The 15,052-nt window shown below is 45.8% G+C and carries 8 protein-coding genes, 15 tRNA genes and 1 pseudogene; 16 read left to right on the forward strand and 8 right to left on the reverse strand.

Translation table 11 applies throughout. The annotated features are described in order from the left end of the window. Positions 1 to 99: 99 nt before the first annotated feature. The 6 genes from HQQ92_RS06235 to HQQ92_RS06260 all read right to left on the reverse strand — a co-directional run bounded on the left by HQQ92_RS06235 (position 100) and on the right by HQQ92_RS06260 (position 740). Positions 100 to 175: transfer RNA gene (locus tag HQQ92_RS06235), tRNA-Val, on the reverse strand. Positions 176 to 203: 28 nt separating this feature from the next. Next, a tRNA-Val gene (locus HQQ92_RS06240) sits at positions 204 to 279 on the reverse strand. 28 nt (positions 280 to 307) lie between these two features. Further along, positions 308 to 383, reverse strand: a tRNA-Val gene (locus HQQ92_RS06245). A gap of 48 nt (positions 384 to 431) precedes the next feature. Beyond that, positions 432 to 507: transfer RNA gene (locus HQQ92_RS06250), tRNA-Val, on the reverse strand. A 37-nt stretch (positions 508 to 544) separates the two neighbouring features. Further along, positions 545 to 620: transfer RNA gene (locus HQQ92_RS06255), tRNA-Val, on the reverse strand. 44 nt (positions 621 to 664) lie between these two features. After that, positions 665 to 740: transfer RNA gene (locus HQQ92_RS06260), tRNA-Val, on the reverse strand. 608 nt (positions 741 to 1,348) lie between these two features. Between HQQ92_RS06260 and gltX the strand changes: the two genes are divergently transcribed. The 11 genes and pseudogenes from gltX (at position 1,349) to HQQ92_RS06315 (ending at position 6,041) form a co-directional block, all read left to right on the forward strand. Then, positions 1,349 to 2,758, forward strand: a complete 1,410-nt coding sequence (gene gltX / locus HQQ92_RS06265; RefSeq protein WP_105252064.1) for a glutamate--tRNA ligase — start codon at positions 1,349 to 1,351, stop codon at positions 2,756 to 2,758. A gap of 105 nt (positions 2,759 to 2,863) precedes the next feature. Next, positions 2,864 to 2,939 (forward strand) — tRNA-Ala (locus HQQ92_RS06270). Between the two features lie 64 nt (positions 2,940 to 3,003). Continuing rightward, a tRNA-Glu gene (locus tag HQQ92_RS06275) sits at positions 3,004 to 3,079 on the forward strand. 104 nt (positions 3,080 to 3,183) lie between these two features. After that, positions 3,184 to 3,259, forward strand: a tRNA-Ala gene (locus HQQ92_RS06280). A gap of 130 nt (positions 3,260 to 3,389) precedes the next feature. After that, positions 3,390 to 3,465 (forward strand) — tRNA-Glu (locus HQQ92_RS06285). Positions 3,466 to 3,583: 118 nt separating this feature from the next. Then, positions 3,584 to 3,659 (forward strand) — tRNA-Glu (locus HQQ92_RS06290). Between the two features lie 118 nt (positions 3,660 to 3,777). Then, positions 3,778 to 3,853 (forward strand) — tRNA-Glu (locus HQQ92_RS06295). Between the two features lie 118 nt (positions 3,854 to 3,971). Beyond that, positions 3,972 to 4,047, forward strand: a tRNA-Glu gene (locus HQQ92_RS06300). Between the two features lie 131 nt (positions 4,048 to 4,178). Then, positions 4,179 to 4,254, forward strand: a tRNA-Glu gene (locus tag HQQ92_RS06305). A gap of 131 nt (positions 4,255 to 4,385) precedes the next feature. After that, positions 4,386 to 4,461: transfer RNA gene (locus HQQ92_RS06310), tRNA-Glu, on the forward strand. 550 nt (positions 4,462 to 5,011) lie between these two features. Continuing rightward, positions 5,012 to 6,041 (forward strand): annotated as a pseudogene (locus tag HQQ92_RS06315) (IS110 family transposase). A 223-nt stretch (positions 6,042 to 6,264) separates the two neighbouring features. Here HQQ92_RS06315 and HQQ92_RS06320 read toward each other — a convergent pair. Further along, positions 6,265 to 7,448 (reverse strand): IS3 family transposase gene (locus HQQ92_RS06320; RefSeq protein WP_113941724.1). Its coding sequence is split into 2 segments (ribosomal slippage): positions 6,265 to 7,190 and positions 7,190 to 7,448, totalling 1,185 coding nucleotides; the frame shifts between segments, so codons are not numbered across the junction. A gap of 200 nt (positions 7,449 to 7,648) precedes the next feature. Next, complete coding sequence (locus tag HQQ92_RS06325; protein ID WP_173243978.1) at positions 7,649 to 9,478, reverse strand: ABC transporter ATP-binding protein; 1,830 nt, start codon at positions 9,476 to 9,478, stop codon at positions 7,649 to 7,651. 170 nt (positions 9,479 to 9,648) lie between these two features. On the opposite strand from HQQ92_RS06325, the gene HQQ92_RS06330 reads away from it, so the two are divergent. The 5 genes from HQQ92_RS06330 (at position 9,649) to HQQ92_RS06350 (ending at position 14,914) form a co-directional block, all read left to right on the forward strand. Further along, a complete protein-coding gene (locus HQQ92_RS06330) occupies positions 9,649 to 11,340 on the forward strand; it encodes a DNA-3-methyladenine glycosylase 2 family protein (RefSeq protein WP_173243981.1) in 1,692 nt (563 codons plus the stop codon). 103 nt (positions 11,341 to 11,443) lie between these two features. Then, positions 11,444 to 12,001 carry a methylated-DNA--[protein]-cysteine S-methyltransferase gene (locus tag HQQ92_RS06335; RefSeq protein WP_173243982.1) on the forward strand — a complete coding sequence of 186 codons (558 nt, stop codon included), beginning with the start codon at positions 11,444 to 11,446 and terminating at the stop codon, positions 11,999 to 12,001. A 47-nt stretch (positions 12,002 to 12,048) separates the two neighbouring features. Then, positions 12,049 to 13,332: a DEAD/DEAH box helicase gene (locus tag HQQ92_RS06340; RefSeq protein ID WP_173243985.1), complete on the forward strand. Its 1,284-nt coding sequence runs from the start codon at positions 12,049 to 12,051 to the stop codon at positions 13,330 to 13,332. Between the two features lie 72 nt (positions 13,333 to 13,404). Further along, positions 13,405 to 13,875: a dual specificity protein phosphatase family protein gene (locus HQQ92_RS06345; RefSeq protein ID WP_028761083.1), complete on the forward strand. Its 471-nt coding sequence runs from the start codon at positions 13,405 to 13,407 to the stop codon at positions 13,873 to 13,875. A 139-nt stretch (positions 13,876 to 14,014) separates the two neighbouring features. Continuing rightward, the gene (locus tag HQQ92_RS06350; RefSeq protein ID WP_028761082.1) at positions 14,015 to 14,914 is read left to right on the forward strand and encodes a chemotaxis protein CheV; all 900 of its coding nucleotides are present in this window, start codon (positions 14,015 to 14,017) and stop codon (positions 14,912 to 14,914) included. Positions 14,915 to 15,052: the final 138 nt, after the last annotated feature.

The following is a 15,052-nucleotide window of genomic DNA, read 5'->3' on the forward strand; positions in this document are numbered from 1 at the left end:
ACGAAATATAAAATGCCGAACAGCACAATTTAGCACTCGCTGATTGAGATTAAGCATAGTTGAGTGAGCACGTGGGTAAAGTTTATTGTGGGAGAAATATGGTGGTCGCTACTGGGCTCGAACCAGTGACCCCCTCCTTGTAAGGGAGGTGCTCTCCCAGCTGAGCTAAGCGACCTGGGATATAACGTGTGTATTGCAGAATATGGTGGTCGCTACTGGGCTCGAACCAGTGACCCCCTCCTTGTAAGGGAGGTGCTCTCCCAGCTGAGCTAAGCGACCTGGGATATAACATGTGTATTGCAGAATGTGGTGGTCGCTACTGGGCTCGAACCAGTGACCCCCTCCTTGTAAGGGAGGTGCTCTCCCAGCTGAGCTAAGCGACCTGGGCATTCTTAAACTACACAATTTTTAAGTCATTCTTCACTAAAGAATGGTGGTCGCTACTGGGCTCGAACCAGTGACCCCCTCCTTGTAAGGGAGGTGCTCTCCCAGCTGAGCTAAGCGACCTGGGAATGACTTTTACACATTAACACATCAAGTTATATGGTGGTCGCTACTGGGCTCGAACCAGTGACCCCCTCCTTGTAAGGGAGGTGCTCTCCCAGCTGAGCTAAGCGACCTGGGATATAACGTTTTGTATGCCATAATTTCTTTGTAGAAAATATGGTGGTCGATACTGGGCTCGAACCAGTGACCCCCTCCTTGTAAGGGAGGTGCTCTCCCAGCTGAGCTAATCGACCTCGCTGTGTGGAGCCGTATTATAGGGAGGTTCGATCTAGTGTCAACGCTTTTTAGTGAAAAAAGCATTGGTCGCGCTATTTTTGTCCACATTGGCTTAATGCTAATCACGCCGCCGATCAAAGTGTTATTTAATTCGCCAGTCAATGGTACGTAATTTGGACGCTCGCGATTAAATACGAGTTGAACTCATCCCATTCACCTGACTTTTTTGTGGTAAAAGTGCTGAGGAAGTGAGTGATTTATAAAAATTAACGCACTAACAGCATGAGTGCATTGATAGTGTATAGATGCGCGTGTTCGATGGCGCAGATATTTATAGTCGAAGGAATATAGGTGTAGAGATTTAGGGGTTGGAATATAAAGCCTGAAAAATCTTCTCAAGTGTTAGCATTCATCAATGGTGGTGATAGCAATAGTGCCACCTTTATATATCGCTTTATATTGGCTTCCCTATAAAAGGGAGGGATTCGCGACACGATTTAACCAGATAAGTGATACTGTGAAGCTTGTCCCATTTGCAGCGCCTGCTTTGACTGTTAGAATAAGCCCACTTTTTTTATCGTGATTGTCTTTATCTAGACGACTTTATATAGGTTAGTGTCCCATTATGACAACTAAGACGCGTTTTGCCCCTAGTCCTACCGGTTTCTTGCATGTTGGTGGTGCCCGTACTGCACTTTATTCTTGGTTACAAGCCCGTGCCAATAACGGTGAGTTTGTATTACGTATTGAAGACACTGATATTGAGCGTTCGACTCAAGCCGCTTGCGATGCGATTTTAGAAGGCATGAACTGGCTAGGTTTGACATGGGACGAGGGCCCATATTACCAAACTAAGCGTTTTGACCGTTATAACGAAATCATTGCTCAAATGTTAGAAAAGGGCACAGCGTATAAATGTTACTGTTCACGTGAGCGAATCGATGCCTTAAGAGAATCACAGGCCGCTAACGGTGAAGCACAAAAGTATGATGGTTGCTGTCGCGACTTACCCGCTCGCGAGACTGATGAACCATTTGTGGTGCGTTTTAAAAATCCAATCGGTGGTTCAGTGGTATTTGATGACCATGTTCGTGGTCGGATTGAATTTTCTAACGATGCATTAGATGACTTGATCATCGCCCGTACCGACGGCGTGCCAACTTATAACTTCTGTGTGGTGGTTGACGATTGGGATATGGGGATCACTTGTGTGGTGCGTGGTGAAGATCATATCAACAATACCCCGCGTCAAATCAACATTCTTAAAGCATTAGGGGCGCCGATCCCAGAATATGCACACGTATCTATGATTCTAGGTGATGACGGCGCTAAGTTGTCTAAGCGCCATGGCGCTGTTAGCGTAATGCAGTACCGTGACGATGGCTATTTACCAGAAGCACTGCTGAACTATTTAGTACGTTTAGGTTGGTCACATGGCGATCAAGAGATTTTCTCATTAGAAGAAATGAAGCAATTCTTTAAGTTGAGTGACATCAACAAAGCCGCTTCTGCTTTTAATACCGATAAACTGGTGTGGTTGAACCAACACTATATAAAGAGCCTAGATCCAGAATATGTGGCAACACACTTACAATGGCACATGGACGATCAAAAAATTGATCTGTCAAATGGCCCAGCATTAGCTGAAGTGGTCACTGCATTAGCTGAGCGCGCTAAGACTCTAAAAGAGTTAGCCGCATCTAGCCGCTATTTCTATGAAGATTTTGCTGAGTTTGATGAAGCACAGGCGAAAAAGCATTTACGCGGTGTTGCGTTAGAGCCATTGCAACTGGTGCAACAGAAATTATCGGCATTAACTGAGTGGACAGCTGAAGCTATTCATCAGGCAATTGAAGATACAGCGACTGAATTAGATGTGGGTATGGGTAAGGTCGGTATGCCTTTACGTGTTGCAGTAACAGGGGCAGGGCAGTCTCCAGGCTTAGATATCACACTATTTTTAATTGGAAGAAGCCGTTCTGAGCAAAGAATATCCAAAGCGATTGAATTTGTAGCAGATAGAATAAATTCCTAAAAAAACGAGTTGACACTTTTAGGTGCGCTGCATAGAATGCGCCACGCAGTTGAGACACAGTCGAGCAAATGCTTGCAGTGCACTTAAATGTAGTTCGATAGGTTTGGGGTTATAGCTCAGCTGGGAGAGCGCTTGCATGGCATGCAAGAGGTCCACGGTTCGATCCCGTGTAGCTCCACCAAACTTACCGTAGATGTTAAACGGGAACCTTTATCTAGTGAAAAGTTCAAATTAATATGTCCGGGGTCCCCTTCGTCTAGAGGCCTAGGACACCGCCCTTTCACGGCGGTAACAGGGGTTCGAATCCCCTAGGGGATACCAAATATTGGTTCCTAGCAAATAACTAACGTGTTGTTTGGTAAGAACAAAGTCTAAATTTCTGCTGATACATATACTGCTAAAGTTAGCTGTGTTGACAAAAATTTGGGGCTATAGCTCAGCTGGGAGAGCGCTTGCATGGCATGCAAGAGGTCCACGGTTCGATCCCGTGTAGCTCCACCAATTTACTGCCTTATTAAGCAGAAACGAAAGTTTAAATTAATACACCCAAGGCACACTTCTCTACTTAGAAGAGTGCCTATGAGACCGTAGATGTTAAACGGGAACGTTAAGTTCAAATTAATATGTCCGGGTCCCCTTCGTCTAGAGGCCTAGGACACCGCCCTTTCACGGCGGTAACAGGGGTTCGAATCCCCTAGGGGATACCACATTTTGGTTCCTAGCAAATAACTAACGTGTTGTTTGGTAAGAACAAGGCATTTGCTTCCTAGCCTACTGAAGCGAATGTGTTACAAAGCTCGGTTACGAGTTAAAACATAAGTCCGGGTCCCCTTCGTCTAGAGGCCTAGGACACCGCCCTTTCACGGCGGTAACAGGGGTTCGAATCCCCTAGGGGATACCACATTTTGGTTCCTAGCAAATAACTAACGAGTTGTTTGGTAAGAACAAGGCATTTGCTTCCTAGCCTACTGAAGTGAATATGTTACAAAGCTCGGTTACGAGTTAAATCATAAGTCCGGGTCCCCTTCGTCTAGAGGCCTAGGACACCGCCCTTTCACGGCGGTAACAGGGGTTCGAATCCCCTAGGGGATACCACATTTTGGTTCCTAGCAAATAACTAACGTGTTGTTTGGTAAGAACAAGGCATTTACTTCCTAGCCTACTGAAGTGAATGTGTTACAAAGCTCGGTTACGAGTTAAATCATAAGTCCGGGTCCCCTTCGTCTAGAGGCCTAGGACACCGCCCTTTCACGGCGGTAACAGGGGTTCGAATCCCCTAGGGGATACCATCTATATTTTATAGAGAGTGGTTCCTAGCAAATAACTAACGTGTTGTTTGGTAAGAACAAGGCATTTACTTCCTAGCCTACTGAAGTGAATGTGTTACAAAGCTCGGTTACGAGTTAAAATATAAGTCCGGGTCCCCTTCGTCTAGAGGCCTAGGACACCGCCCTTTCACGGCGGTAACAGGGGTTCGAATCCCCTAGGGGATACCATCTATATTTTATAGAGAGTGGTTCCTAGCAAATAACTAACGAGTTGTTTGGTAAGAACAAGGCATTTGCTTCCTAGCCTACTGAAGTGAATATGTTACAAAGCTCGGTTACGAGTTAAATCATAAGTCCGGGTCCCCTTCGTCTAGAGGCCTAGGACACCGCCCTTTCACGGCGGTAACAGGGGTTCGAATCCCCTAGGGGATACCAATTTTAATCAAGGTTTATCGAAACTTTGGTTAAAGACAATAAACCACCTCAAGGTGGTTTTTTTGTGTCTGAATTTTGAATATTAAATCGAGATCTCCCCGATTCATTTACGAGTCATACGCTCCGAGTTATTTGCCGAATTTACCCAACAATTCAAACCATCCACATTAAGATAAATAATGTTTCGAGAGGCTTACTTCCTGTGGTGAAGTCATTCTGTTCAATCGTGTGACAAAGATTATTGAAGTGTTTTCCTGCTTAACTTTGCGCTAATCCATGGCTCAAACTCACCTTTCGGATTGTTCAGTGTGTTGGCACTTTGAATGCTGCCACTTTCAATACTGATAAGTTGAATCGTTAATCGCGATTTATCTCATGCTTCCAATCGCTAAACGAGCGCAATTTGAAGTGAACCGTTCTTACGGTAGCTATTGTAATAGCTGAATAGCGTATCGTTGCGGTGTGTAGTGATGTGATGGACGCCTCAGCACCTAAGCTTGCAGTATTATGCCAAGCTTAAAGCTGACAAATAGTTCTGGAGGTATCCATCATGGATATTAAAGTTATTGGTATCGATTTAGCCAAAAATGTTTTTCAAGTTTGTGTTTGTCTTATGGATAACTCTGTCATGAGTAACAAAAAGGTTAACAGAAACAAGCTGCTCGATAAAATTAGACAATTCCCCGAAGGTAGTCTTATTGCTATGGAGGCCTGTGGTACGGCGCATTACTGGGGAAGACAATTTCAAGCTCTTGGTTATCAAGTGCAATTGATCCCTGCTCAACATGTTAAGCCATTTGTTGCAAACCAAAAGAATGATGCCAACGATGCCCTCGCTATATGCGAAGCGGTTTTCAGACCTAATATCCACATGGTTCCAGTTAAAACTGTTGAGCAACAAGACATTAAAGCATTACGTTGTGTACGTAGTCGTCTCGTTCAAAAATCGAACCGCCATGGTCAATCAAATTCGAAGCCTAGCGAGCGAGTCTGGTGTGATCTTCTCTGTCGGCAGGTTGCAATTACAAGCGTCACTTAGCCGTATTTTAGCAAATAATGAGCATGAACTGTCTCATACGCTTCATTACCTGTTAAAACTTTTATATGAAGATTTATGTGTTTTAAATGAGAGAATTAATCAAATCGAGCGCGACATTAAAGCGCTATGTCAAATCCAACCTCGCTACAATGCATTGCTGTCGATCCCTGGCTTTGGACCATTAGTCACAGCAAGCTTTATGAGTGAATTAGGTTCGGCTCATCAATTTAAAAATGGCCGGCAATTATCTGCATGGTGTGGCTTAGTGCCATCGCAATCGAGTTCTGGTGGAAAAGTTCGACTAGGATCGATCACGAAAAATGGCAGCTCAGAACTACGTGTTTTACTCATCCATGGCGCCAGAGCCGTTGGCCGATTTGCGAGCAAACGTGATGATAGACTTGGGCGATGGTTTAATGCACTTGCGTTAAGGCAAGGTCGACACAAAGCCGTTGTCGCATTGGCCAATAAAATAGCGCGTATAGGATGGCGGATCCTCACGAGTAACGATAATTTCGACGTTAATAAAGCGTTTGCGTAAGACGTTAAGCATCACGTAAAAGTTTATATGCACTGATGAATAAACGGTCAACCGTACCTATTAGAGCCTGACTTGACCAAGGCATTAAATGCCGATGTAGTGATAAGGTAATAGGTTTCGGATTTACATCATGGCGCGGGTAAAAAGCCTATTTAGACGCCGAATATATGGTAGTGAACCAATCATTCAAAAGTGTTGTAAAAGCTGAGGCGTCCATATATGGTCAACTAAATTTGGCCACAGCTTTAGAATCTTCCCAAAATCGTCGCTCTGATTCATTTGGGCTCAATCCTGCATTGTAATGATGTGGCCTGACTTCACAGTAATAACCAATGATGTAATCGGTCACATCTTGTTTAGCTTCGCTAAAACTCTTGTAGCCTTGTGTCGGGAGCCATTCCGTTTTTAAACTTCTGAAAAACCGCTCCATTGGCGCATTATCCCAGCAGTTACCGCGACGGCTCATGCTCTGGGTGATTTGATATTTCCACAGCCGCTGACGGTATTTCAGGCTGGTATAATGACAGCCTTGATCTGAATGAAATATCAGGTTTTTAGGCTTCCCACGAGATTCAAAGGCCATATCTAAGGCCTTCACCGTTAACTCTGTATCCGGTGAAAATGACATCGCCCAACCAATGGCTTTTCTCGAAAATAAATCCAGCACAACTGCTAAATAACACCAACGATTACCCGCCCAAATATACGTCACATCGCCACACCAAACGGTGTTTGGTTCGACAACGGCAAATTGTCGCTTGAGTAAATTAGGGATGGTCACATGCTCATTTTCAGCCTTCTTATAGCGGTGTTTGGGTTGTTGGCAGCTCACTAATCCAAGCTTTTTCATTAACCGAGTCGCCCTATAACGACTTAACGCAAAGCCACGTTCAGAGGCGATTGTTGCGATACTTCTTGCACCAGCAGACTGTTTGCTTTCAGCGTGTATTGCTTTGATTTCACACTCTAAAATCCGCTGTTCAGGTGTCGCTACAAGTTCACGGCTCACCCAATAACGGTAGCTACTCCGGTTCACGTTAAATACATGGCATAACACTGAAATAGGGTATTTGTTGCTCTGATTGAGTTTCTCGATTATCGAGAATTGTTCAGCGAGTCCGACATCAATAGAGCGGTAGCCTTTTTTAGGATTTCTTTTTCGAGATTAATCCGTTCAATTTCACGTTTAAGTGCCTTAATTTCAATTTGCTCAGGTGTCATGGGTGAGGCTTTAGGAGCAAGCCCTTGGCGCTCAACCTGAAGCTGTGTTACCCACTTACTGACCGTTGATTTACCCACGTTCATGGCTTTCGCCGCCGCTTCTTGTGTGTAATCTTGATCTATGACTAATTGAGCGGTTTCGAGCTTAATTGCAGCACTATATCGTGCACGTTTACTTTTATTCATGTTGTCACCTAAATGGGTTATGAGTGGATCATAACATTTCTTATTAGGTGGCCAAATTCAGTGTGCCACTACAGTGAATATGCGGGCGAGTGTAAGAGTGAAGCTTTGTGGGAAGAGGGCAGAATTAGGTGGAAACTTATTTGAGATAAAAAAGGCGACACTCACTGCTGAGTGTCGCCTTTCGTCATCTAACCTTTGGCTTAGTCTACACCTAAGAATCCACCGGTTTGGTGGGCCCATAATTGAGCATAAATCCCGCCTGCGGCGATGAGTTCATGGTGCGTGCCTTGCTCAACGACTCGGCCTTGATCTAATACAATTAACCTGTCCATCGCGGCAATAGTAGAAAGTCGATGGGCAATCGCGATCACTGTCTTGCCTTGCATTAATTCATACAAACTTTCTTGAATAGCAGCTTCGACTTCGGAATCTAGTGCAGATGTGGCTTCATCAAGCAGTAAAATGGGCGCATTTTTCAATAAAACCCGCGCGATGGCGATACGCTGTCTTTGGCCACCAGAGAGTTTTACGCCGCGTTCACCCACTTGGGCATCTAAGCCATGATTACCGTTAGGATCACTGAGTTCCTGAATAAAGTCATAGGCTTGAGCTTGTTTAATCGCGCGATCAAGTTGCTCTTCACTGGCACTGGGATTGCCGTAAAGAATATTCTCGCGAATGGTGCGGTGCAAGAGGGAGGTATCTTGGGTCACCATGCCAATTTGCGAACGCAGTGAATCTTGCATAACCATCTTGATGTCTTGATCATCGATATTAATCTGACCTTTTTCAACATCGTAGAATCGCATTAGTAGATTCACTAGGGTCGATTTACCCGCGCCAGAACGCCCCACTAAGCCAACTTTTTCACCTGCTTTAATATTCAAATTCAGATCTTCAATCACGCCAGTCTGCTCACCGTAATGGAAACACACTTGGTTGAAATCAATCTTGCCATGATTGACGACCAGCGCCTTGGCGTTTGGCTCATCTTGGATGATCGTTGTTTTCGATAAGGTGTTCATTCCATCGGTAACCGTGCCGATATTTTCGAATAACGAACTGATTTCCCACATTATCCACTGTGACATGCCGTTTAAGCGCAGTGCTAAACTGACCGCAATGGCGATGGCGCCGACCGTGATTGCGCTATCGGTCCATAGGGCTATCGATACTGCTGCAATACTAAAGGCCAACAGATAGTTGATGATTTGCACGCTGACGCTGATGCCCGTCACTAAGCGCATTTGGCGATAAACCGTGTCTAAAAATATCCGCATACTGGATTTGGCGTATTCGGCTTCTTTCTGTGTGTGGGCGAATAGCTTCACTGTGGTGATGTTGGTATAGCTGTCGACGATACGGCCTGTCATGGTTGAGCGCGCATCGGCTTGCTCGGTAGAGACACTTTTTAGTCTAGGCACAAAGTACCATTGCAGACCAACATACAGTGCAAGCCAGACGAGCATAGGTATGACTAAGCGCAGATCAGCGCTGGCGATCATCACTAGCATAGAGGTGAAATACACTAAAATGTATACCAACACATCGAGCAATTTCATCACAGTTTCGCGCACGGCTAAGGATGTTTGCATCACTTTCGTGGCGATTCTGCCAGCAAAATCATCTTGATAAAACGATACACTTTGTTTTAGCAAATAACGGTGTGCAAGCCAGCGGATCGACATAGGATAATTGCCGAGCAAGGTTTGATGCATGATAAGCGCATGCAGTAATACCAAGATTGGCATCACAATCAGCACCATGCCCCCCATCAGCATTAAGGTCGTGCCTTCGTCTTGAAATAAGGTTTCGGGATTTTTTTTCACAAGCCAATCCACTAATTGGCCCATAAATCCGAACAGTGACACTTCAAGCATGGCCAGCATGGCGGTCAGCACTGACATTAAGATTAGTGGCAGTTCGTAGCCCTTAGTATAGTGGCGACAAAAAGCATAAACCCCTGTGGGTGGTTTAGTGGGTTCATCATCGGGTAGGGCTTCAACCCAAGATTCAAATCGTTTAAACATGAATTAACTCTATGGTGAGATAAAATAGTCGCGTATAGCATATAGGATTTCATGCCCTAAAAGCATTGAAATGATTGAGTTCCGTTTTCCGCTAGTGCTACATGCTAGTTTTACGTAAAGTAATGAACAAGAAATTAATTGTGAGCGAATATTGTCGGGCGTGATGAAAAATGAGTACAGATAGAGTGCCTGAGAGTGCAAATAAGCGTGATGAAATAGATTCGGTGCATTCGCTGGAGTCCAGTTCGGAGCAACTTTCTGCGTCCATTTGCCGTGAAGCGAGGATGAGCCGCGATCCGCGGTTTGATGGTAAGTTTTTTGTGGGCGTATTAACGACCGGCATTTATTGCCGAACTGTGTGTCCTGCCGTGGCACCAAAAGAGCAAAATGTGCGTTATTTTGATTCGGCCATTAAAGCCGCGCAGGCGGGATTACGCCCATGTTTACGTTGTCGGCCCGACAGTGCGCCGGGATCGAATCCTTGGAAGGGGACTGGCACAACGTTAGCGAGGGCCATTAGCTTAATCGAAGCGGGCGCCTTAGCGGGAAAATCATCGGGAGAGCCAGCCTCGACAGTAACACAATTGGCTGACCGATTAGGGATCAGCAGTCGTTATCTCAATAAGCTCTTTACTGAAGGCTTTGGCACTTCGCCAAAACAATATGCCTTATATCGGCAGTTACTGTTTGCTAAACAATTATTGCATCAAACCCAATTACCCATCACTCAAGTCGCGATGGCGGCGGGTTTCAACAGTATTCGCCGTTTCAATGAGGCGTTTAAGCAAACCTTGCAATTGACGCCGACGCAGTTAAGAAAGAGTGCATTAACCAAAGCGGCAAAGGAGTCCATGAGTGAGCCATCAACAGGATTAGATGAGATTGATACTATGGGTGAATTTGTGCCGCACTATGGATTAACCTTGTATCAGTATTATCGGCCGCCATTGGATTGGGCATCGCAGCTGGCGTTTTATCGATTACGTGCGGTAACAGGGATGGAATGGTTCACGCCGCAGATGAGTCATCCACAAGCGAGCGATGTCGTTGGCGATGAGGCGTCCGTGGTAGATGAGGCCAAAGCTGGCGATAATGGGCTCGAATATGGTCGCTGTTTTGCCTTAGGTAAGATGCGCGGCACAGTGCACATTATCCATGAGCCTAAGCTGAATCGCTTCAAACTCGCGATTGCTTTGACCGAAGACTCTCCTGTCGATGAGCTGCAATTGCTGGTCACTGAAGTGCGACGCATTTTAGATCTCGATGCGGATATGCAACAGATTGAACAAGGTTTAAGTACGCTGCCGAGTTTAGGATTAACACCGTTTTCGGGATTGCGCATTCCCGGTGCAGGCTCCTTATTTGAGGCGGCCTGCCGCGCGATTCTAGGCCAGCAAGTGACGGTAGTGCAGGCGACTAAGCTACTTAATCAATTGGTTGAAGCCTATGGCGAGCGCTTTAGTCTCAATGGTTGCGAGTATCGTTTATTTCCTACACCCGAGGCCATTCGTGAGGCGAGTCTAACTGAGCTAAAAATGCCCGGCGCTCGTAAGTTAGCCCTCAATGCGCTCGCGGCGTTTATCTGCGATCATCCTGAGGCGAGTGTCGATGATTGGCTCAGCGTTAAGGGCATAGGTCCTTGGACAATCGCGTATGCTAAGCTTCGCGGTTTGGGCGATCCCAATGTGTTTTTGCATACCGATTTGATTGTTAAAAAGCATTTGCTTGCTTTGTATGGCAAGACCCATAGGCTAGAAGAAGCCGCTGCGGGTGCAGTCAACTACCCGAAGCTGTGTCAGCAGCTGAGTCAAGACATCGCGCCTTGGGGCAGTTATTTAACTTTTCAGCTTTGGCATCAATAACCAGCAAGCCGCCTCACATTTAACTGCTAGTTTAAAAAGATGATTTAGCGTTAAGTTAAGAGCCAATTTAGAACCAAATTTAGAGCAAACAAAGAGACAGATTATGAAACATGCGATTCGTCAATTGAGCCAAGCGCCGAGTATTGCTGCGTATCAGCCCTGTGCCGTAGATACTTTTATGAGTCCTGCCGGAATATTGCAGTTAAATGCCAATGCCTATGGACTGAGTCATTTAACGGTTGTCGGCTCGGATCGCACTGAGATTGCGCTTGCTAAGGTGAGTGAGGATGTCCTCAATCAAGCTAAGGCGCATATTCGTGAAACTCAGGCGCAGCTTGCGGATTACTTTGCGGGTGAGCGCGTTGAATTTGATTTAAAGCTCGCGCCCAAAGGCACTGAATTTCAGCGTGAAGTTTGGCAAGCTTTGCTCAATGTCGATTATGGTCAGAGCTGCAGCTATGGGCAGATTGCCGAGCAAATTGGTCGGCCTAAGGCTGTGCGCGCCGTGGGCGCTGCCAATGGTGCCAATCCCATTGCGATTATCGTGCCTTGCCATAGAGTGATAGGCAAAAATGGCAAGTTAACGGGTTACGCCTATGGGCTTGCGATGAAACAGCAGTTATTAACGCTGGAAACTGCCAAGCATTGCCTCGATATTTAAGCTAGAATAGCCGCCTATTAAGATATTGGTGAGCAGTTAAACTTTCTATGACTCAGGCTTCTTCCTCTGCGGCAAGCTTTGCCCAACTCGGCATTATTGCACCCTTGCTAAATCGATTAACCGAATTAGCGTATGTTTCGCCCACACCAGTACAGGCGGCGACGATTCCCGCTGTGCTTGCGGGGCGCGATGTGTTAGCCGGTGCTAATACGGGCTCGGGTAAAACGGCAGCCTTTGCCGTGCCGCTGTTGCAACAACTTGTTGACGCAAAAACAGAGGATAAGACAGGCGCTTATGTTCGTTGTTTGGTCTTAGTCCCAACCCGTGAATTAGCACAACAAGTCGCTGACAGCTTTTTATCCTATGCCTCACATCTTAATGGCAAGCTAAAAATTGTCGCTGCGTTTGGCGGTGTGTCGGTGAATGCGCAAATGCAGAGTCTACGCTCTGGTGCCGACGTCCTAGTAGCAACGCCGGGTCGTTTGTTAGATCTGTTGTCCAGTAATGCCATCAAACTCAATCGTGTCAGCGCCTTAGTGCTAGATGAAGCTGACCGCATGTTAAGCCTTGGTTTTACTGAAGAATTAGCTCAAGTGCTCGACGCTTTGCCCGTCAAGAAACAAACCTTATTATTCTCTGCGACATTCCCTGAAGAAGTCCGTGAGTTAACGGCAAAACTGCTTAATAATCCACTTGAATATCAATTGCAAAGTGAGCAAGAAAGCACGATTCATCAACGGGTGATTACGGTTAATCGTCCGATGAAAACCGCATTATTGGCGCATCTGATTAAAGAACATCAGTGGTCACAGGCGTTGATTTTCGTGAGTGCCAAAAATACCTGTAATCACTTAGCGCAAAAGCTGTCTAAACGTGGGATCACTGCCGAAGTGTTCCATGGCGATAAAGCCCAAGGTGCGCGTACGCGGGTGCTCGATGGCTTTAAAAATGGTGAGATCAGTGTGTTAATTGCGACCGATATTGCCGCCCGTGGTATCGATATCGATAAACTGCCTGTGGTGATCAACTTTGATTTACCAAGGAGCCCTGCAGATTATATGCATCGTATTGGCCGTAGTGGCCGCGCCGGTGAAGCAGGCTTAGCCGTGACCTTGATTTCCCATGAGGATTATCACCACTTTGGCGTGATAGAGAAAAAGAACAAACTTAAGTTAGTGCGTGAGCAAATTGTCGGTTTTGAAGCCGATGATGAAATGCCAGCCGAACTGTTAGAACAAGCTAAACCTGTCGCCAAGCCTGAAGGTATGGGTAAAAAAAAACGTAAACAGTTACCGCCTGCCAATGCTGAATTTTGGGGTAAAAAATCTTAAGTCGTTGGAAACAAGCTATTCTTAGCTTATCTCTGGCGTTCCTTGTCATCTCACTTGTCGTAGGTAAGGTTTATGCAACACTTATTCTGGTTAGTTGAAGGTAAAGTCGCAGGGCGCAGTGGCCCTAATAAAGATCCTTGGGATTTACAAGCGCTCAAAGAGGCCGGTATTGGTGCCATTCTGTCGGTCAATGGGGGCGAGGGCTGCGAGCCGAGTGCGTTTAAGCAGCTTGATTTACGTTACGAATGTATTCCCTTTTCGCGCAATGTGCCGCCCCAAGATGGGGATGTGGCGATTTGTGTCGCTCAGTTGCCTAAGGCACTCGCCTTTATTCAGCAATGTGAAGCCGATGAGCTGCCTGTCGTGATCCATTGTCGCTCGGGCAAGGATCGCACCAGTCTTATCATGGCCTATTACTTGATGGTCAATGGTGCTGCGCCATTACATGCGGTGAGCCAAGTTCGTAATATTCGCGATATCGCTTTTACTGCCGAAGGTTGGGATCAATTTGCCTTTGATGTCTTGTATGCATTACAAGACTAAGCACTTGTCGGCGATTGGCGTCGAACCTATTAATAAATAGGTAATAATAGTTTCATTCGTTTGACCTTAGTCATCAAAATTTTACTGTGTTAAGGTTAAGCTATCCGAAGGTTGTTTTTAGTGAGTTATTTATCTAATTATGAAAAGTAAGGCAAGTCAGTCACAGGGATTACTACTGTTTCGGTTATCACAGACTCAAGTGTTTGCCTTAGGCACGTTGAAAGTGCGTGAGCTGGTGCCGTACACACAGCTAAGCAAAATTCCCCAATCTCATCCGACGATTCTTGGCGCTTCAACGATTCGTGGCCATACGATTCCTATCATAGATATGGCGGCTGCGATTGGCTATCGGCCTATAGCCCCTGAAGAGCGCGAAAAATGCTACATCATCATCACTGACTGTCAGCGGATGATCATTGGCTTTTTAGTGCGTGGTATCGATAAGATTATCGAATGTAATTGGCGCGATATTGAGGCACCTTCTGCCAATTTGGGCAAGAATGCTTACTTGACTGGCGTGACTCGTTTTGAGGACCAGTTAGTACAATTGCTCGATGTTGAGTTATTGCTGTCGAAAATTTTCCCGAATAACCCACAGGCAAATCGGGCAATCTTGACCGATGTGCAGCGTGAGAAACTCAAACCCATGAATATCCTGTTAGTGGATGATTCTAAGGTGGCACGTAAGCAGTTATCCGATGCCCTTGATATGATCAACATCCCTTATCGAGTGACCGCCGACGGTAAAGAAGCCTTAGTCATGATGGAACAAGCGGCACTAGAGCATCATCCCATAGATATTCTGGTGAGTGATATTGAGATGCCGGGACTAGATGGTTACGAACTGGCGTTTGAGGTGCGTGATAATCCACTGACCGCCAAGGCCTACATCATTTTACACACGTCTTTATCCAGCGAAATAAGCGTGAGTCAGGCCCACCAAGTGGGGGCAAATGAAGCGCTGACTAAGTTCGATGCTCACGAGTTGATTGATGCCATGTTGCGTGGTGCCGATTTAGCCATGAAGCAGCGCCAATAAGGCGCTTGTTAGTTTTTTGTATGCTTTTTGCGGGACAAGGGTAATTTAGTTAGCTTATTTCCCCGCAAAACTAGACAAGTCTAGTCACATCCTATAAAAACCTTATTGGCCTCATTTCCGAAGGTGCGCGTTGGGGAT

Source organism: Shewanella sp. DC2-4, assembly GCF_013248875.1.
GTDB lineage: Bacteria > Pseudomonadota > Gammaproteobacteria > Enterobacterales > Shewanellaceae > Shewanella > Shewanella oncorhynchi.